At 42.2% G+C, this 20,595-nt stretch carries 15 protein-coding genes and 1 pseudogene; 11 read left to right on the top strand and 5 right to left on the bottom strand.

The annotated features are described in order from the left end of the window. Positions 1 to 84 precede the first annotated feature (84 nt). A complete protein-coding gene (gene coaBC / locus AOB57_RS11465; RefSeq protein WP_082384266.1) occupies positions 85 to 1,452 on the bottom strand; it encodes a bifunctional phosphopantothenoylcysteine decarboxylase/phosphopantothenate--cysteine ligase CoaBC in 1,368 nt (455 codons plus the stop codon). A gap of 301 nt (positions 1,453 to 1,753) precedes the next feature. Here coaBC and AOB57_RS11470 point away from each other — a divergent pair, with 301 nt between their 5' ends. From AOB57_RS11470 to AOB57_RS11505, 11 genes and pseudogenes are all read left to right on the top strand, one after another. Beyond that, positions 1,754 to 2,794 (top strand): Vms1/Ankzf1 family peptidyl-tRNA hydrolase, encoded by a 1,041-nt coding sequence (locus AOB57_RS11470; RefSeq protein ID WP_167829608.1) that lies wholly within the window; start codon positions 1,754 to 1,756, stop codon positions 2,792 to 2,794. An 863-nt stretch (positions 2,795 to 3,657) separates the two neighbouring features. Next, positions 3,658 to 4,383, top strand: coding sequence for a YoaK family protein (locus AOB57_RS11475; RefSeq protein ID WP_226999483.1), 726 nt, complete (start codon positions 3,658 to 3,660; stop codon positions 4,381 to 4,383). 163 nt (positions 4,384 to 4,546) lie between these two features. After that, a complete protein-coding gene (locus AOB57_RS11480) occupies positions 4,547 to 5,338 on the top strand; it encodes a 23S rRNA (uridine(2552)-2'-O)-methyltransferase (RefSeq protein ID WP_054299287.1) in 792 nt (263 codons plus the stop codon). 127 nt (positions 5,339 to 5,465) lie between these two features. Beyond that, positions 5,466 to 6,113: a histidinol phosphate phosphatase domain-containing protein gene (locus AOB57_RS11485; RefSeq protein ID WP_054299286.1), complete on the top strand. Its 648-nt coding sequence runs from the start codon at positions 5,466 to 5,468 to the stop codon at positions 6,111 to 6,113. Between the two features lie 304 nt (positions 6,114 to 6,417). Beyond that, positions 6,418 to 6,998: pseudogene (locus AOB57_RS14870) on the top strand (PEP/pyruvate-binding domain-containing protein). Then, positions 6,940 to 7,605: a PEP/pyruvate-binding domain-containing protein gene (locus tag AOB57_RS14875; RefSeq protein WP_264371696.1), complete on the top strand. Its 666-nt coding sequence runs from the start codon at positions 6,940 to 6,942 to the stop codon at positions 7,603 to 7,605. Before AOB57_RS14870 ends, AOB57_RS14875 begins: the two are co-directional and overlap by 59 nt. Then, on the top strand, positions 7,602 to 8,363 hold the full coding sequence (locus AOB57_RS14630; RefSeq protein WP_226999484.1) for a PEP-utilizing enzyme: 762 nt from the start codon (positions 7,602 to 7,604) through the stop codon (positions 8,361 to 8,363). Before AOB57_RS14875 ends, AOB57_RS14630 begins: the two co-directional genes overlap by 4 nt. A gap of 318 nt (positions 8,364 to 8,681) precedes the next feature. Continuing rightward, on the top strand, positions 8,682 to 9,074 hold the full coding sequence (locus AOB57_RS14635; protein WP_226999485.1) for a PEP-utilizing enzyme: 393 nt from the start codon (positions 8,682 to 8,684) through the stop codon (positions 9,072 to 9,074). A 583-nt stretch (positions 9,075 to 9,657) separates the two neighbouring features. Further along, complete coding sequence (locus AOB57_RS11495; protein ID WP_054299284.1) at positions 9,658 to 10,659, top strand: TolB family protein; 1,002 nt, start codon at positions 9,658 to 9,660, stop codon at positions 10,657 to 10,659. A 162-nt stretch (positions 10,660 to 10,821) separates the two neighbouring features. After that, on the top strand, positions 10,822 to 11,148 hold the full coding sequence (locus tag AOB57_RS11500) for a PKD domain-containing protein (protein WP_167829609.1): 327 nt from the start codon (positions 10,822 to 10,824) through the stop codon (positions 11,146 to 11,148). A gap of 325 nt (positions 11,149 to 11,473) precedes the next feature. After that, positions 11,474 to 13,810, top strand: a complete 2,337-nt coding sequence (locus tag AOB57_RS11505) for a PGF-pre-PGF domain-containing protein (RefSeq protein WP_054299282.1) — start codon at positions 11,474 to 11,476, stop codon at positions 13,808 to 13,810. A 103-nt stretch (positions 13,811 to 13,913) separates the two neighbouring features. Here AOB57_RS11505 and AOB57_RS11510 read toward each other — a convergent pair whose 3' ends face one another. From AOB57_RS11510 to AOB57_RS11525, 4 genes are all read right to left on the bottom strand, one after another. Next, positions 13,914 to 15,854 (bottom strand): hypothetical protein, encoded by a 1,941-nt coding sequence (locus AOB57_RS11510; protein WP_054299281.1) that lies wholly within the window; start codon positions 15,852 to 15,854, stop codon positions 13,914 to 13,916. Positions 15,855 to 15,871: 17 nt separating this feature from the next. Continuing rightward, on the bottom strand, positions 15,872 to 17,770 hold the full coding sequence (locus tag AOB57_RS11515; protein ID WP_054299280.1) for a type II/IV secretion system ATPase subunit: 1,899 nt from the start codon (positions 17,768 to 17,770) through the stop codon (positions 15,872 to 15,874). A gap of 29 nt (positions 17,771 to 17,799) precedes the next feature. Then, entirely contained in the window at positions 17,800 to 18,459 is a 660-nt protein-coding gene (locus AOB57_RS11520) for a hypothetical protein (RefSeq protein ID WP_054299279.1), read from the bottom strand. A gap of 924 nt (positions 18,460 to 19,383) precedes the next feature. Next, on the bottom strand, positions 19,384 to 20,559 hold the full coding sequence (locus tag AOB57_RS11525; protein WP_054299278.1) for a DUF2117 family protein: 1,176 nt from the start codon (positions 20,557 to 20,559) through the stop codon (positions 19,384 to 19,386). Positions 20,560 to 20,595: the final 36 nt, after the last annotated feature.

The following is a 20,595-nucleotide window of genomic DNA, read 5'->3' on the forward strand; positions in this document are numbered from 1 at the left end:
TTGTAGAATACATCCGGGTCTTTGTGAAATATTCCGGAGTACTCGGCAATACCAGGGATGTTTGTTTTTATCAGAGCATTTACTTCACGAGAGTTTTTGTTTTAATAGTTCAGCTACTTCTTCAAGGATATAGGCTGCAAGTTTGCGTTTATTCCCGCTTACATGCCTGTGTTCGCTTTTTTTCCTTCCAACCAGGTACAGTTCATTTTCTTCGGTGCCCATTCCACCTTTTGCAACGTCGTTTGCTGCGATCAGGTCCAGTTTTGAGGCTTTAAGGGTTGAGCCTGCCCTCTTTAATAATTCCTGCTTTTCAACCCCGGTTTCAGCCTTGAAGCCTACAATTATAAGGTCAGGATACTTCTCACGACATTCTTTTATCAGCTTGCGGGTAGGTTTCAACCTCAAAACAAGTTCTCCTCCCGATTTGATCTTTTCGGGAGAAGGCTCGGCTGTATAATCCGCAATCGCTGCCGAACTGATCAGGACATCGTATCCGTTTTCAAGCTCCAGGAGCACAGCCTCAGTCATCTCAGCAGCGCTTTCTGCAAAAATTTCCCTGATTCCCGCAAATCCGAGCCTGTCCCGATGAACAAGGGTTACATCAGCTCCATTGCGGTATGCCTCAAGGGCAAGCTCCTTTCCTGTTTTGCCTGAAGCCCGGTTCGTCAGAATGCGGATAGGGTCGATGCTTTCGGCTGTTGAGCCACTTGTGATGATTATCTTCCGGTTCTCAAGGGTTTTGCTTCCCAGTATCCTTTCTACTTCGAGCACGATTTCTTCATTTGCTGCAATTTTTGCGACGCCTTCTTCCAGCCTTGGGCCTACGATCTGGATACCCCAGCTATTCAGTTTCACCAGATTCTCAGCTACAGCCGGATGCCTGAACATGGATTCATGCATCGCAGGAACTACCATCACAGGCACACCAGAGCCAAGGGCAGTTGTTGCAAAGGAGGTTACAGGGGTATCGTCTATCCCGAATGCGATTTTTCCTACAGTGTTTGCTGTTGCAGGGGCTATAAGGAGAAGGTCTGCTCTTCCTTTGAGCCCGCAAAACTCTACATGCTCAACCCTGCCTCCGAGTTCGGTAATTGCAGGGTTTCCTGTAGCATAGTGCAGGGCATCAGGGTGCAGTATTCGCGTGGCAGCCTCTGTCATGACAGCATGAACTTCAGCTCCGTTTCTTATCAGTTCTCTTGCAAGCTCAACGGTTCTTACCGTCCCAATGCTCCCTGTAACTCCAAGAACTATGGTTTTCCCAGCAAGAGAAGAGCTTTTCTGTCCCTGAATCCAGAGCGTAGGATGGAAATTCTCGGGCTTGCGTCTGGCAGTCTTTTGCCTGTCCTGTTTATCCTTTTCGTCTACTCGGTCCGGTTCTTTCTGACCGGGATTTTCCCTGTTCGGTTCTTTCTGGTCCGCCAGGTTTTGAGCGTCTTCCAATGGAGTTTTCATTCAGGCACCGGAGTAATCTATAAAACTAATAAACTAAGCCAGTAAACTGGGCAATAACTTCTTAAATTGATTTGCTTTTCAGAAAACACTCCTGAAAGCAAAGTGACATTCAATACGATATTCTTAAAACTTTCGAAATACAAAGGATTAAAATTAATAAAGAAGCTTTATAGAGATGCTTTACTTTCTTGATAAGTCTGAGTTATGAAATAGGGAGCTAAATCCAGGCTGTTATGAATTAAATACCAGCCATAGAATTTATCGATTCTGATTGACGCTGGAGAGTGTTCGGGAAGGCACAATGAACGACAAAAAAGCAAGAAAAGAAACCTCGGAAATCACAAAAAAGGGACTGGGTACGCTTATAGGGAAGATTTCAGGAAAAGGGCAGCTTGAGCTTGAGATAGACCGGCTCAAATCTCAGATCGTTAGATTGGAGCTCGACCTGCAGAGTGCAAAAAGCCAACTTGAAAAGAAAGAGGCTCTTGCAAGGCTGGCGGTTGCGGACAGGCAGGAGGCTGAGGCCCTTTTAAACCAGGAACGTATTCGGACTCAGACCCTCTCCCACGAGCTTGAAACCCTCAGGTCTGAGTCCGAGGGCAAATTGAAGTTTCGGGGAATTGAGACTTTGAGCCCGCAAGCGGTTCAGGTTTATCTTTCCAGACTCAGATCCTTCCACGCCCCTGCAGACGACCTGCTCACTGTTTACCTGCCCTCGGGTACTAGGCTTTCAGAAATAATGAGTGAAAAAATACTTGAGCGTGTAGAAGAGGAAACCCGTACGCTTCTTGACAGGCTTGAATCCGAAACCGGTGTTGTGATTTTCTATGATTTTCACCGCATGATTTGTGAAGCTATGGCTCCTCCTCTCCCAATTGCCTCCTCTACCTGGCAGCTCGGACACAATTTTAAGGTTGCTTTGCTTGAGGAAAGTTTGAGTAAGGACTACCGAATACTTATCCTTATCCTGCATGCAGGCGAATCCTTCATAGGCTTTACTCCCGATGCGCAGGTTTTTGACACCAAGGAGCTAATCCGCAGCAGTGTAAAGGAAAAGCACAGTAAAGGAGGCTTCAGCCAGCGCCGGTTCGAACGCCTGAGGGGAGAGGATATCGCGCACCATGTCGATAAAGTCGTCGAGGCTTTGCATAGGTTTCTTGAAGAAAACAGGTCTGTTGATTTCGTCATTCTGAGCGGGGATTTTCAGCTAATTGGGGAAATCCGAAAACGTCTGCCCCTCAACCTTGAAGTAATTGAAAAGCCGTCTGATATCAGGGTTGAAAAAACAGGCGGTGAAGAGATTCTCAGGACGGTTTTAAGCTCAAGAAGATATTTGCTGTGAAATATTGAAGGTATGTTTGCTATAAGAGCTGAGGTCAAGACGACAGTGGAAGATATATTTGGCCATCTTCCTGAAAAAACAGTGCTGAGCGTATCAGCAGAGGTGTGAAATCGTGCTTGGTCACATTTATGATTCATACTATGGTGCTGGTCAGGGTACCTATGCCTGACTATTTAAACATTCATTGGCGTATCTGGTAAAGATTACTTTTGACATAAAACCAATGCCTCCTACTTATTCACCTTTTTCGGAACATGAGAGTTAAGGCTAAGAGGTTTATCCGACTTAGCTTTTTGTTTCATGAAATGCAAAGTCCCTAGAAAAATCTAACTTTTTCCAATGGGAGTTTGAAGTTTTGAGAAAAACACAATTTCTGTGCCAAAAAATTCTAAATTAAGTGGAGAAGGGACCAGTTCCTACCTAAAAAATGACAACGGGATGACCATTCGCGGACAATCAATCAGTAAGAAAGTTACTGAATAATAATTATCAATAGTTTTTTATACTATTGCTTTTATGTAACTCTTGCAGGTCGACCGGTATACTTATTACACGAAAAATTTCCTCCTTTAAACCCCCTAAACTGTTATAATAAATACGACCCATCAATACCGCAATTATCGGCCTGTCAATCCTCCTTCTTATGGAATAGAAAATTAAATTTGGGACTGTAATCTTAGCAGCAACAATTAGATCAAAGGAAGTTTTTGGATAGGCTCATAATTTAAATTCTTGTCTATGATTTGCTAGAGACTAGTTTAGTGACTCCTTCTTTTAGGTGCAGTCCCAACAGGTTAGGTGCAAAGCAGAAAGGTTTGTTACAATTAAATAAAATTCTAGAATTTTGAATGATAAAAATGCAAATGACGAAAAATGAAAATAAAATACGTTTTAAAAAATTAACTTCTGAGTCTGTAGAACTTGGTATACTTCTTACACTTGTAGGAGGATTTCTTGATGCTTACACATTCGTAGGGAGGGGCGGGGTTTTCGCCAATGCGCAGACTGGAAATGTCGTACTCATGGGTATAGAAGCTGCAACAGGAGAATGGGAAAAGGCAGTACTTTACGCAGTACCTATTCTGGCATTTATTGTGGGAGTAGTAGTTGCCGAGATGATTAAAAAACCTTCAATGCGACTGTTAATACCGGATACCGAAAGAGCAGTTTTAATTCTTGAGATTGCAGTCCTTTTTATTGTAGGTTTTATACCTTATACAGGTCCTGATATGATGGTGACTGTTGCAATCTCATTTGTAGCTGCTATCCAGTTCTCTATATTTCGCAAACTTGACGGTTCCCCATACAACACAATCGCGATCACCGGAAATCTACGATCAGCTACCCAGGAAGCCTATCTTGCTGTCACAAGAAAAGACTATAAATCGGCTTTTCAAGCAGTCCGTTTTTCTATGATTAACCTCTCGTTTTTAGCAGGAGCTATTCTGGGAGGATTGCTTACTTCATTTATTGGGGTTAAAGCAGTGTGGGTTACTGTAATTGTACTAATTTGCCCTGTAATACTGCTCAGCACAGACGAATACAAGAGTAAGAATGTTCGTATCGATGTTAAAGGCTCGGGGGTTTAATAAGAGATAATCAGTGAATTGCCTGACAAAAAAATCCATAAATTACTGAAAAATTGTCAGTGGATATTGAGAGAAGATTCATGGATTATTGACAAGAAATTAAGATGAGCAGCTAGATGTTTTTCCGTAACATATATCAGCTTTCAGTGCAGGAAAAGTAACAATGGCAAGAGACAGAAGAGATTATTATTATCGTCGGGCAAAAGAGGAAGGGTACAGATCCAGGGCTTCCTTCAAACTTAAACAGATTAATGAAAAACATAAGATTATCAAGCGGGGAGACTCGGTTGTCGATCTGGGGGCAGCTCCGGGAGGATGGCTCCAGGTTGCAAAGGAATTATCCGGGGGAAAAGTTCTTGGTGTGGATTTGCAAAGAATTCAGCCTATTGAGGGAGTTGAGACAATTCAGGGCGATATAAACGCCGAATCCACAATTAAAGAGATTATTCAAATTGTCGGGCAAAAGGGAGCCGATGTGGTGCTCTGTGATGCAGCCCCTAACCTGTCAGGAAACTGGTCCTATGACCATGCAAGGTCAATCGAGCTTGCAACCTCGGCTCTGGAATGTGCAAAAAAAATTCTCAAGCCTAAAGGAAACTTCGTTGTGAAAGTCTTCCAGGGAGATATGTTTGGCGACTATATGCAACAGGTAAGGGATAATTTTGTCCGGACGATGGCTTATTCTCCTCAAGCCTCGCGCTCCCAGAGCGCGGAAATTTATGTTATTGGAAAGAAATTCCTTACAGCTCCGCTCAGGAAAGGAAATGAATTCGTTGTGGATATCGAGAAGTTGGGCTCAGGTGGAGACGGGGCTGTGCTCATTGAGGGTTTTGTTGTCTTCGTAAAGGATGTCGAAATTGGAGAAAAGGTTAGGATTAAAATAACAGATGTGAAGCCGAACTTCGCTTTTGCTGATGTCGCAGAAAGGCTTGGAAAAACCGAGAAATCTGATTAATTTACTAAATGCTTAATTAAGAATTAGTTAAATATCCGTTAAATAAAGTGAACTGTAGAATTAAGTAATGAGAAGCTGAAAAGCCAAACAGTAAAAAGTATAATATTTTCCAAACACGGTGATCCGGTTGATTGATCTTCACACCCATACGATTTTCAGTGACGGGGAACTTATCCCCAGCGAACTTATCCGGCGGGCGGTCATTCACGGCTATGAGGCTATTGCACTTACCGACCATGCCGATTACACTAATCTCGAACAGCTTATAGAAGCTGCAAAGAAAGCAAAATACTTAGAAGAAGAATGGGATATCCGCGTTCTATCTGGTGTTGAGCTGACGCATGTCCCTCCCCGCCAGATCGCTCCCCTTGCAAAGAAAGCAAAAGAACTGGGCGCAGAAATCGTGGTCGTTCACGGGGAAACCATAGCCGAGCCGGTTGCCCCTGGAACAAACGCAGCAGCGGCCGCTTGCGAATATGTTGACATCCTGGCTCATCCGGGGCTGATCTCCGAGGAAGATGTCGAGACCGCTAAAGAGAACAATGTCTGCCTTGAAATTACCGCCCGAAATGGGCACAACCGGACCAACGGCCATATTGCAAGGGTCGCTCTTCAAATCGGTGCAACGCTTTTAGTGAATACAGATACACATACCCCTGAAAACCTTATCACCGATAAAACTGCACTGAAAATCGCAATGGGAGCCGGGCTTACCGAAGCAAGGGCAAGAGAGGTATTAAAAGCATCTGCGAGGAAGATCGCAGAAATTATTTAATTTATAATATTTTTAAAAGCAAAACTCCTGAGGGCAGGTTATAATATGTAATTACCTGCCCTCCCCGATTTCAATTATTCACTAATTGGCTGTGTTTTTCCAAATACTCAGCTACCGTACTCTTTCTAAATTTTATTTCATTCCTTGATATAATTCCTTTATAGTCGAATTTTTCTGAGCCTACCTCTGGAAACTCTGCAATCTTTTGCGTAAACAAAATTGTATGAAATATTAATATAAAAAACCTATAATATAAAATCAAGATTTCACTTCTCGAGGTGTTTTTTACATGAGGGCCTATGTAATGCACTTTAATGAGGTCGACAGGACAAATTTGCTTGAGGTTGGGGGTAAAGGCGCTAATCTGGGAGAATTAAGCAAGGTAGGACTTCCTGTCCCTTCTGGATTTTGCATTACAACATGGGCTTACCGTGATTTTATTGCAGCAAGCAATGAAATGGACAGATTTTTGGATTTGCTTGACCGATTAAAACCGGATCAACCGGATGAAATAAGCAAACTTGGAAAGGTGATAAGAGACCATTTACTGGCTATTCCCATACCCCAAACAATTAAATCATCTATCTTGATGCATGGGAAACACTGGGGGAAGAACAAGCTTATGCAGTTCGATCCAGCGCCACAGCCGAAGATTTGCCAACTGCCTCTTTTGCCGGCCAGCAGGAGACCTATTTGAACGTGAAAGGAGCAGGCCAACTGTTACAGGATGTGAAAAAATGCTGGAGTTCGTTATTTACCGACAGGGCAATTTATTTACCGTATTATAAATGGATTTGGCCATCGTTCTGTGTATTTGTCCGTTGTGGTGCAGCAAATGGTATTTCCGGATGTCTCCGGGCTTATGTTTACCGTGGACCCTGTTAGCGGACACAGGAATACTATTTCCATTGATGCCAGCTTTGGGTTGGGTGAGGCTGTAGTCTCAGGAATCGTCTCCACCGACTCTTATCAGGTCCGCGCAGGTCAGATTGTCAAAAAGCAAATTGCTGAAAAGAAGAAAGCTATTTATCCGGTCGCAGAAGGGGGAACAGTAGTTCAGGAACTTGCTCCTGAACTTCAAAACAAACAGGCTCTGTCTGATGATAAAATTCTGGAGCTGGCCCAAATCGGTCAAAGGATAGAAAAGCACTACTGTTCGGAACAGGACATTGAGTGGTGTCTGGCAGGTAACAGGTTGTATATCTTACAAAGTCGTCCTATTACCTCGCTTTATCCAGTTCCTAAAGTGTACGATAACAAATTTCATATTTTTTTATCTATTGCGCACATGCAAATGATGACAGACGCCATGAAACCTATGGGAATTTCTGTCTTTCAGGAAATACTTCCCTATGGGAAGAATTCCGAATTCTCTCTGAATTCATTAATGGTGGAAGCGGGAGGAAGGCTTTTTTTGACGTTACTCTTTTTTTGCATAATAAACTTCTTCGTAGATTTTTTATCTGGCGAACTAAGATTCTGGATGAATTGATGGGAGATGCTCTGGAAAAAATACTGACAAGCGAGACCTTTCAACAGGAGATTGAGTCAAATCAAGGTACAATGAAGCAGGTATTTAAGTTTTTTAAACTAGTATTTCCACTCTATCTAAAGGGTATTCCTGTTATTATTAACAATTTATTCTTCCTTGACCCTTCAGGAATTATTGAGCGAGCTACAACCCCTGTAGAACCGATTATTTATAAACACGGGAACTACATTATGCAGGTGTCTGGGACAGAGCGGATTATAAGAATCCGTGAAAGTATGAGGAGATTATTGGATGAAATAATTACTAACATGATGTACATACCCTTATCACTAATTGTTCTGCAAATGGCAAGCCGCCTGACCAGGCGATGGTTGGGTGAAGACCTTGATATTGACACGCTGAGTAAATCCCCGCCTGGAGACGTGACCGGTGAGATGGGGTTAATGATTGGGGATCTGGCTGACACAGCACGAAAACATCCTGAAGTCGTAGATTATCTGGAAAGAGCGAAGGACAGCACTTTTTATGAGGGGCTCAGTGAAGTAAAAGGTGGAGATGTGTTCAGGGCTGAACTGGACAGGTTCATGGGACTATATGGCATGCGCTGCCCAGGTGAAATCGATATATCAAACACCCGATGGTGGGAAGCCCCTACAATGCTTGTCCCGTCCATTATATACCACATAAAAAGCAACGCTCCTGGAGAACACCGGAAACGGTTCAGGCAGGGCAGGAAGGAAGCGCAGGAAGCTATATAGAAAATCCTGGAACGCATTAGCACTACTCCCGCCGGAAACCTCAAAGCAAGAATTATATCCAGACTTCTTTCAATTTATCGAAATTCTACAGGTTTACGCGAATATCCCAAGTATATCATTATTCGATTTTTTGACATCTATAGGCAGGCTATCCTTGCAGAGGCACGAGTTTTACATCAGAGAGGAATTCTGGAGAGGGAAGAAGATGTGTTCTATCTGTATCTCGATGAGTTGATTGCATTGTTAGAAAACCGTTTTAGTGAGGACTTGAGGCATCTTATAGACTCCCGTAAAAGAGCCCACACGCTGTATGAAAAGATGACTCCTCCCCGGGTTATGACCAGTGAAGGGGAAGTTATTACGGGTGTAAGGAGCGATGTTGAAGCCCCGAAAGGCGCTTTAATAGGTACCCCCGTTTCTGCTGGTGTTGCAGAGGGGTACGTAAAGGTTGTCCTCACACCTGAAGATGCAAAGCTTAGCAAAGGGGATATATTAGTGGCTCCTTTTATTGATCCAGGCTGGACTCCCCTATTTTATTCAATTCAAGCTCTGGTAGTGGAGATTGGTGGTATGATGACACACGGCTCTATCATTGCACGGGAGTACGGTATTCCTGCTGTTGTTGGCATAGAAAATGTTACCAGAATATTGAAGGACGGCCAGTATGTCCGTGTTAACGGTACCAAGGGCTTTGTACAGGTTCTGAAGTGAAAAAAAAGGTTAAACGGTGTTCTCTATCGTGTATAAGAAATTAGCAGGATTATTAATTTAAAATCACTTCTAAATTTTTTAAATTTATTTTAAAACTCTTTTGTTTATTGTTCTCTTTGCTATTTTCCTGCCCCTGGCTATTTTCGAAAATTTCCAGCATGTTCTGCCATTAAAATTTGAATTAGAGCGATATTTGAAATTATATTTATGGATTGCTTGCTGACAGTCTCAAACCTATACCCATCATATCTACTTCTCTCTCTTACCGGATGATTTTGTCTGTATGATCCGTTCCTGTTTTGCATCTCGTCTTAAAGCAATTTTTGATATCGAATTGAGGTTTGTAATTTCAATTCATAGTTAAAATCTATGTAAACAGGTTAGATAATGTTTTATCTGAAAAATTATATAATATAGACTTGCCTCTTAACTAATCTATCACAAAGTTGGTTGAGTAAATAGTCCAAGTTTGGAATAATGTGGTTTCAGTAACAGATGAAGATATTATTACGGAACCTGAAAAATATCCTAACTGGAAACTGGGCATTAACTTCGAAAAATAGAGCTACTTGGGGGTAAATAAATGAAAAATAAAGGGAAGCTATGTTCAACAGCTTTAGCTTCGGTATTCCTGGTTTTTGTTTTTTTATTTTTAACCTCAGCTTCAGCTTCAGCGGCTCAAGTTACAAAAATTGGCACAGGATACGATCCTGCTGTCTATGGTAATGAGGTAGTATGGACAAATGGGGTTGTTATTCATCTATACAACCTGACCGATGGAACAGACACTGTAATTAGCTCTTCTGGAGCATCCAGTCCAGATATTTACGAAAACAAAGTAGTGTGGCATGATATGAGTAGCGGGACACCAAAGCTTGCTGTGTACGATATTCCTACAGCTACAAAAACTTACATAACGCAGAATGTAGACCAATATAGCAAACCTGCTATTTACGGCGACAGAATAGTCTGGAGTGCAAATGATAGCGTGTATCTGATGGATATGTCTACGTCCACGCAGACTGTGATTGGAAACGGTAGTAATCCCGACATATATGGCACAAAAGTGGTATATTATTCATATTCCGAAGATCCAGAAGCAGATATAACTGTCAGAATGTATGACATCAATACGAAGGAAAAAGCAACTGTAACTTCATATGGTTATCCAAATATACCTCGTATATGGGGTTCTAAAGTCATCTGGTCTGATGTGTATAACCATCAGGGATATATCGTGATGTACGATATGGCAACAAATAAAACCATAGATGTCACACATCCACTTGACACCGATCCAGATGGAAATGAATACGGCGCCAGTACAGGGACATACATTGCCATACAGGATGACAAAATTGTATATAACAAATGCGTTGATGATTACGAAGGCAAACCTGGAGTATATGTATACAATATAACTGAAGGACAAAGTACACTGATATATGGCTACTCTGATGACGTTTATACGACGCCAGAAGTATACAATAACACTATTGTATGGGGGATGGACAAGAATTACGTTGATGATGCAGAAAACAATGATATCTATTTATACAATCTTTCATACAATCTTTCAGAGTAACCTGAAAATCTCATAGTAAGGTTTGTGGTGGAAATCCACCACAATATTTTACTGGAAAACATCTGTGTTTCGGATTTGGTAAGGATAAAAAAGTAGAATATCTTTAATATTCTAGCAAAAAATATCAGAATATCCTTTAATTTTTAGACCGACTGCTACTGGGTGTTTGAACCATCGACAAGTAGTGATTGGAACTCACGCCATGCAGTAACTACAGTGCACACATTCACTCAACCAGGTGTATATACTGTTACCCTGACAGTGAGCAATGACGCTTGCAGCTATACCGCAACAAGGGAAGGATATATCACCGCAACTGATGCAAGTGGTTCAACTGGAAATATCCCAATGGCAAACTTTTCTGCGAATGTGACTTCCGGCACAACACCTTTAGTTGCCTTATTCACTGGCACAAGTACTGGTTTTGCACCTACTTCCTGGTCTGGAAATCTTTTTTATAATTTTTATATGGCTTCAAGCTACCATTAACTGACGTTTATAGTTATCCTGATCGGATATAACAAATCTTTATTTAAGAGTCACAACTCCTAAAATTTAACAAGTAGCAAAGATTAGAAGATATTTTACTTGTATAATAATATAATATGTACTCATTATAACTTGTTTGATATTTTCCAATTAATTCGAAATTTAATATAAATTCACACGATTATATATTATTTGCTTAATTTATGTTAATATAATAGAGTGTGAAAATATACAAATCACATAAAATCATGTAGATTTATAAAATCATACAGATTATATGAGCTGCAACTTAATTTGGAAGATATCGTTATCTGGGGGTAAATAAGTGAAAGGTAAGGGGAAACTATATTCGGTAGCTTTAGCTTTAACAATTTTCTTTTTTCTGTGTTCAATTTTATCTTCAACCGTAGCATTAGCGGCGCAGGCGACAAAAATTGGCAATGGGACTGATCCTGCTGTTCATGGGAACAAAGTGGTATGGACAGACAATGGTGTTATCCACGTTTATGACCTGACCGCCAGAAAAGGGACTGCAGTTAACTCTTCTGCAGCATCTCATCCAGCTATCTATGGAAACAAAATAGTGTGGCATGATAAGAGTAGCGGGACACCAAGGCTTGCTGTATATGATATTCCTACAGCTACAAAAACTTACATCACGCAGAATGTAGACCAATATAGCAAACCTGCTATTTACGGCGACAGAATCGTGTGGAGTGCGGATTACAACGAAACCAGCTACAATTATAATGTATACATGTGGGACATATCAACCTCTACACTGACTAAAATTGCGGAGGGTAATGATCCTGATATATACGAGACCAAAATAGCGTATGGTTATGACGATGATTATGGGCGAAACATTGTTGTTTATGATGTTAATACTAAGGAGACTATAAATGTACACCATTCCAGTCAGGTATCCAATCCGCATATATACGGTAATAAAGTGATATGGTCAGACTTCCATAGCAGAGACGGATATATCCAGATGTATGATCTTGATACTAAAAAAATTATAGACGTTACCAGCGACACTACAGGCAATACTTTATATCCTGATATCATCACTGATGCTGGAGCTGACACTGGCACTCACCCCAATATCCATGGTGACAAAATCGTATATTCAAAATCCGGTAATGATCAGTTTGGTTATGCGGGTGTATATGTTTATGACATTCCTTCTGCAAAAAGCACTCCAATTGATATTTATCCAGAGGGAACTCACACAACACCAGACGTGTATGGCAACATAGTTGTTTGGGGGTTTGACTCTGCCTTCGGTTCTGGTATCAGCATTACAGACATCTATTTATGTGACCTTACAACTGAATTTGAAATACCTGAAGCAACTTCTACTGCAAACGTAACATTCTTTGAAATACCTGAAGCAACTTTTACTGCAAACGTAACATTCGGTGCAGCACCTTTGGATGTTTTATTTACTGCAACTGGAATTGATATTGAGTCAGCCTCATGGCTCTGGGATTTTGGGGACGGAACTAATTCAGAACGTGCTATGGATGTCACGCACACATTTACTAATCCCGGCACATATGATATTACTCTAAAAGTAGCCGGTGAGGCAGGCAACGTTTCTATAGAAAAACGGGGTTATATAAGGGTCACAGATTCAGTTATTCCGGACTCTGGAATTCCAATTGCAAATTTCAGTAGCAATGTCACAAAGGGTTATGCTCCTCTGGCTGTGCAGTTCAGTGATACTTCCCAGAATGCAGTTTCAAGGGCGTGGGACTTCAATAACGACGGAATACCTGACTCCAGTGATCCCAATCCCGTTTATGTGTATACATCTCCGGGAACGTACCTTGTAAACCTGACAATATACAATGCAAATGGGCTTTCCTCAATGGGTACTACAATAACTGTACTGGAAAGCAGTTCCAGCAGTGATAGCAACTCAAATAGTGATGGAAATAGTGGAGGAAGCAAAAAGAGCGGTGGTAGCAACCGTGGCGGTGGTGGCGGTGGAGGGGGTTCTCCTGAGCCTGCAAAAAATGTTGAAGTAAAGGAACTTTCCCAGGCTTACGTTAAAAGCGGGAAACCTGTAAAGTTTGAATTCGCAAAGAACGCAACCTGTGTTATGTATGTGAGTTTTGATGCGAAAAAAACCCTGGGCAAAACTACAACCATTGCTGAACAACTCAAAGGGAAGTCAGCTCTCGTCTCCGAATTGCCGTCAGGAGAAGTGTACAAATCCTTTAATACATGGATTGGGAGTGGCGGAGTAGCAACCTCAAAGAATATAGAAAACCAGACTGTCTGCTTCAAGGTCGAAAAAGCATGGATACAGGATAAAAAAATTTATCCGGATTCCATTACCCTTAATGGATATGTCGAGAAAGAATGGAAGCAACTTCCAGTAGAACCATCAGGAAAAGATGATAAGTTTCTGTATTTCACAGCAAAAGCTCCTGGTGTTTCTTCTTTTGCAATAACCGGCAATGCAGAAAGGGCCTCTGAGGAAGTTGTGACAGAAACACAGCTTGATATGGACGACGAAAATGTTAATAAAAACTATACACTAAATAATGAGTCGAAAACAGAACAAAAAGGAATCCCAAGTATACCCGGATTTGCAGTGAGCTTGGGAATTTTCTGCATCCTCGGGTTATTCCTTTATATACGGAAATAAAAAGTAATTACCGAATTCAATGTGGAAATACCGGATGAGAAGGCTAGCTTCTCACTTTCTCATCCCACTTTTTTTTCTATATTTTTATCCCTTTTTACTAATCTCATACAAGCCCCCTGAAGATAATTCTTGAAGTCGCTGTAGAGACTGCAAATATTGCAATCGAAATAGGAAGCATGCAGGCAAGATCATATTTCAACTGCGCCCGGTCGCCTCCGTATTCTATCGAACCTGCAAAACGAGTAAGGATGGCGCTGATCAGGACAGTATAAACCCCTATTGCGAGCAGGAAATGATCCGGGGAAATGGACTGGGAAAAAGCTGCCTGCCCGATTTCGGCAGGCATACCGGATAGGTCAGCAGGGATTCGATTTACTCTTTCAGCTACCTGGCTGAGAATTTTTGTAATTACCTCGGAAAGGGCAAGGGTAATCCCTGCAATAAGAGGTGCAAAAATCACAGCGGTTGAGCGCATGGTTGAGGTGACGTCATAAAGTGAGCGCCGGATTCGTTCCTCCACTTCACCAAGTTCTTTCAAATGGTCTGCAAGCTTTATAATCGAAGCACTTGCCGCTTCATGGTTTTTATGGACGCTTTCCGTAAAAAGAAGCATTGTATTCCTGATTCTTTCCGAATATATGTGCCTGAAAGCTCCGAAATCCGGATCAAAAATTGCAGCTTTGAGATTCGTCCTCATGCTGAGCAGGTTCATTGAGATTTCCCCGAAGGCTTCCCCGATTTTTGAGCCATCCATAGTCTGCGCAGTGTGGGCAAAAGCTTCTTCAGGGGCTTTACCTTCAGAAATCCTGCGCCCGAGCACAAAAAGGGAATCTGCAAACTCCTGTTCCATCATTTTTATCCTGTCTCTTATTTTCTTGTAAGGGGCAGCCGAGGAGTACAGGTAAACCGAAACTGCTGCCGTTCCACCTATAATGAGCGGGAGGGTGGGTGAAAGATACCCTTCAAGGGGTGCGGTTGCGACAATTCCTCCCGGATTTCCGAATCTCAGCAAAATATATCCAAGAGGAGCTATAAGGAAGAGTACCAGGATTGAAAGCATTAAAGCAAAGCGTTTTTTCTGCTTTATATTTGCAAGTCCAGGGTGAGAATCCGGAATTTGCCTGGGAATAAATGCAACAGGCCTTTGCATTAGAATGTACTCGGAGTAAAGGGCTGCAAGCGCCGGAAAAATCAGGTCATAGAGGAAGATAAGGTCTATTATTTCAGGTTTCATCCCAACGACTGTAACCGCAGGCAAGAGAGCTACCAGGGCAAGCGGGATAAGAATGAAGATCGAGTAAAGAATATAACTCGGGGTCTTGAGTTTTGCTGCAAAAATATCCATGAGGCTTTCTGTGCCTTCGAGGCTTATATCCAGGGCGCGGTTCAGAGTTATAACTCTCTGTGCTTCGTCAGGCTCGGCTGTTGAGCTTTTAATGAGATGGAGAGAACGCTTGAAATATTCGCTGTTCCTTCCCCACAGGTCGGCAAAAGAAAGAAGAGCGTCGTCCATGCTGCTGTAGATCCTGAGGTTCAGGTCCCAGGCAAGTTTTCTAAGGTCCTTTGCAAGCGGCCTCTCGGAATTCTTGGCTGCAAAAAGTACGGCATGTTCCAAGTTGGGAACGAGTTTCATTGACATAACTATATAGCTCAGGATTTCAGGAATGTCTCCGAGCGAGGATATTTTCATAAACCCTGCCTTTATCTTCACGTATTCGCTAAGGTAACAGAGTGTGATCAGGGGAATCACAAGGGTCAGTGTCCCCATTATATAAAGTGTTCTGGCATCAAAACTCCTTGACAGGAGCAGGAAAAGATCTATTCCGACGAGCAGGATAAGGGTTGCAAAGGTTCCTACATAGGAAAAGAGCACAGTCTCAAAAGCTTCAAGGTCAAAACCGGTAAACCGAAGGGCATCCCTGTACTCCTGGCTGACGCTCTTTTCACATTGCCTGCGGAAGACAACGGGGTCAGGAACAGCCCAGATCCATTGCTTTGTTGTGCTTTTGCAGGCTCGCACATACCAGTTGCTTTCTTCGGCCATGTTTCTCCCTCGGATATTTATTTTCCTGCATCCAAATCTTTCCCAGCAAATTTCTCAAACCAGGCTTCCCATTGCCTGTAAAGGGTTTCCAGATCATTCCCAATACCGGTTTCCCAATCGTTTGCAGACTCATTTGCATATTCGTTTCCGTATATCATGCTCTTCTTCATAGACTCCGCAAGCAGCCAGAATATATTGTTTGCCTGGCTGACAGATTCAGCTTCCAGCAGAAAAGGCTTCTTCATCCCTTCGGTTGCAATTTTTTCTTTTATTCTTGTCCGAAGCTCTATATCTTTCAAAGCCCTATCTATGGAAATTCCCCACCTTCTGGCAATTTTTTCTATAAGCTCGGACTGCCCCTGCTCCAGGGCTTTTCCTGCAAGCAGGCAGTCCTGAGTGGCATCGTAAACCATTATATCCGTAAAGATATCCGATGGCTCCGGGTTTTCAATTACAGCGCTTGTAACTTCTGCGATTCGGCTCACCCGCTTTAGTTTTTTCATGCTCCCTTCAAGCCTTATGGTTGAGCAAATAACTACGGCGTCCGTAGCTTTAAAAGAAGCCGGGGGAACCCCCAGGGTGTGGACTATTCTCTCATATACGTTTTCTGTGGATGAGCCGTGAATGGTCCCTATAACTGAATTTCCGGCTTTTCCTACCTGCATGGCTTCGTAAAGCACTTTAACCTCTGACCCTCGGATTTCTCCCAGAACAAGGGCGGAATTCCCAAGACGCAGAGCCGCACGTAACGCGGTCTCGGGGCTCATCTCAGCTCCTGATTTCAGGACAGAGGACTGTGAACTCATTCCCTGAACCTTCCAGCCCAAACTCTGGAGTTTTTCTATAGGGAGTTCGTGTGTGTCTTCAATTGTCAGAATCCTGTATTTCTGCGGAATTTCAAGCAGCATGGCTGACAGCAGGGAGGTTTTTCCGGCTCCGACTTCTCCTGCGACCAGGACTGAAGCCTGCCCGTCCATGAGGAAACTTAAAAACCCGGCTGCATACGGAGAAATCGAACCTGTATTGATCAGTTTAGGCAGGGTCCAGGGAGAGAGGGAATGCTTTCGGAAGGCATAAGCAAGCCCGCTTGCACTGAGAGGGTCTCCAATTACTGATACTCTTACCCCGAAAGCCTCAAGATTAAGTTCAAGCACAGGAACCGCCTCTCCAAATGGTCTGCCGCTAATGATCCTGAACCTGGATACCAGGGCATCAAGATCCTCCTGCGAGAGAAAAACATTACTTATGCATTCCTCTCCATCCAGCACAACATGGACAGGGTTTTTATCGGCAGGGGCATTGATATAAATGTCCGTAATTCTTGAATCGGAGAGCAAGTCTTCAACTATCCCGAGCCCGTTCGTATACCTTGCAAGCAGGTCGGCATAGCTTTCAAGTTCTTCTGGATCGCAAGCTTCCTCACTGGTGAGCAATTCTTCTTCCAGAAGCGTTTTCGCTATGCGCCTGAAGTATTCCCTTGCAACCGCGGGATCTGTAAAAGCAATATCTTTTGGCCTGTGCTGGATCATCCGCATCCGTATTTTCTCAAGCAGCCTGAGTTCTTCCTCCCTGAGATTGTACTCAGGCGGCCGGATCATGTAAAGTTTTTCCGGTCTGTCGGTGTACTGGTAAATTGAAACTTCAAGCTTCCTCCCTTCTCTGCCGTTGATATCGTAGCACTCGAGAAATTCAGTATTCTCAGGCGCCTCCGCATAAACTTTTGAACTGGAAAAAGGTGGCCTTACATGTGGCTTAATCCCACTTTCGTAGTCGAAAACCTCATCTGTGAAACTTTTACTTTTCTTATGCTTTTCTCTTCGTCTAGCAGGCGCCAGAAACGGAAGATACTTGAATATTTCTGCCAGGGTAACTTCTCCTGATTTATCTTTTATCAGGCTTCCTGCTATCTTTCTCATGGTCTTTTCAGTTTCTTTATCAGAATTGTTTACCGACGTGGCTGAGAATTTCGAATTTTGGATTTTTTAATCACAGGAATTTCAGGAAAACAGGATAATTTTTCGTCAATTTCGTTAAGCATATGATAGAAGTGTTCAAAACAGGGTTCACAAACAGGTAAAGCCTTAAATCCTCTTTCTGATAGCTTATCTAAATTTCTTTTCAGTTTTTTGTCTTGAATAAAATTTTTTATTTCCAACTTGGCTTTTAAAGGATCGGCTTCCACGGTTTTAGCAAAAGAAGCAATTATTTTTTTCCTTTCCAGCTCACAGTTTTTCCTTTCAGGCAAAGTACAGCTTCCCAGAACTTTCTCTGCACTTTTGTACGCTTTAATTGTCTCTTCAAAACTTGCGAGAGTATAAAGTGTTGACAGGGCTTGCCCTTCGTAGTCTCGCTCATAAAGTCTTGAGAGTACCAGGCAGTCAGCCTTGACCTCTTTTTGTAAAATTCTAAAAATATTTTTTCTGCAATGTATATCATTGAGCGAAGATTCCGCTTCACATTCTCTGCAATTTATAGTAATGATTTTCCGGATTTTTGTCTGCTTTATCCGATAAGGGCATATTTCCTCTTCCTTTTTATCCGTTGCGGAAAGTCCACCATAATTAAGGACATTGACAGCATCCTGAAATTTTGCTTTTATGTTCAAGTTTGAGTCCCCATTTCCCAACTAACTTCAGAATTTATCTTTGAATGTATTAAAAATTTTCGACAGATGTCGGAGACTCTATTAAGCGCAGGCAGGGGAGCTATCAGAGCAAGCGGGATTAGAATGAAAATCGAGTAATGCGTTTGAAAACATTTTACATGTTTATATAAAAGTAATACTATTATGTAGACCAATCGGATGTAGACCAATCGGCTGGGATCTACAATCATCTATCGGCTGGGATCTACAATCATCTAGAACAGGTTTAGCTTTTTCTTCCTGTTCCCCTCAAGCTAGAGCGGGACTGTTTCACCCGACCTTCGACCTTTTTTCTAAATAATTAGGAATAATTCTTTAAATCAGAGTGTTGAGTATAATTGACTGATAAAAAATTTAAGTGACTTTAAACCAATAATACATTGGTATTTTCATCATAAACGTCTGAATTTTTGTATGTGACGGCTAGGCTAAAGCCTGCTCGTTTCCCAAACTGGCAGGTATATTTTTCATTCTGGTTATTTATTTTACATCGAGCTGTTTATATTCATCTCTGATTTTTTACCTATAAAATTCATAAAATGATTGTGTTAGTGCTATTATTTTCTCAATTTTATTTAAATAAATGGTACTGTTTTATTATACTTTAAGAACGGGAGCGTATTCTTATTATCCTGTTAACCAATTCGGAAAACGGATCATTAAAACGGACCATTAATCCCGTTCTAAAAAACGGCTTTCAGCGTCTAGCTATCAAATTGAAATGATTTAAAAAGATTTTATATTCATGGTCAAAATTTTGATATTTTCTCTTCTTTTTTCTGAAAAGCCGCTCTCCTGCGTCGAGCGTGACAAGAACGACACAGTGTGACGAATGACGTTGTACAGGTCAGAATTTAGGATTTCGAATCATGAACTTTTTTAGTATCAATACTCAAAAACATCTTCAATCAAAGGCTCTGCAAGTTTCAGCACATCTTCTTTAAAAGCGCATATATCCTCTAAAACCGCAGAACTCTTTCCCCTTAAAAGTTCCTGTTTTATTTTCTTGCCCAGAATATCATCATTTCCTGCTGTCAGCCTCAGCACAACCGAACCCGGATAAAATTCAGTCTGGCAAGCGACTTCATCACAGTCCCCGTCCGTGATCCCGAGGATAGGAATTCCTAATCTGAGAAGAATATCGCCCGCTATATCAGTGGTGTCATCTCCGATTGTAACGGCAAGTTCGGCACAGGTTGCCAGTTCGAAGGTACGTTCTGCTATATGGTCTATAAGTACAACCTTTCCGGGCACAACTTTTCCAGCTCCGGCTCTGGAAATGCATCCTGATTTTCGGGCACAGGCGCTTTGTTTCCTGGCGTCCGGCAGTAAGGAAGTAATTCTCCGGATATCCCCGCTTTTTATCCAGGCGTCGGCAAGGTCTACAGGCTCTCTTTTTTCGTAATTATGGAGCTTCTCAAGCCCATGCTCTTTTATTTCTCCGCCTTCGATTGCGGTAATGAAGCCGTTTTCGGAGATTATTTTTATTTTTGAGGATAGGGCTTTTCCGATCACGATGCCGTTTACAAAGATATTTTCGCCGGGGAGAACCCCTGAGATTTCGCGGGTGATTCGGGATTTTCCGGTTTTCGGGCAGTTTTTTATGGAAACCGGATTATGAAAAGGCAGGGGTTCTTCTGCAGGAATACCAAGGGTTTCGGAGAGTTTTTCAATGCAGTTTTCGGCTTTTTTGTTCAGCGGGATTATTTTTCCGAAGGAACAGCCAGGGCTTTCGATCTGGACCACTGGCTTTCTTTCACAGTCTTTCAGGCGAGAAGCAACCTTTGACCCGAAAATTTTGCCGGTTTCGAAAGTTTTTCCCCGGTTCAGGAGGCAAATAAGGTCTGCTGTTTCAAAAGAAGCTTCTATGCAGACACTCGGCTTGAGATGCCGGGTTATATCTATAATTTTTTCGAGCCCTGCATCAAGGACGGCTGTTCTTCCCATAGTTCCGCCAAGCTCTGCTTTTACCTCGCCGAGATGGGAAAGTTTTTCTAAAACTATTTTTGCTTCTCCAGAGTCGATGACATCGGGCCCGTGGATTACAACGCTGATTTTCATCCTCTGCCTAACTTTTATTGAAAGTTACATATTAAT

Origin of the sequence: Methanosarcina flavescens, from assembly GCF_001304615.2 — an archaeon.
GTDB classification, from domain to species: Archaea; Halobacteriota; Methanosarcinia; order Methanosarcinales; family Methanosarcinaceae; genus Methanosarcina; species Methanosarcina flavescens.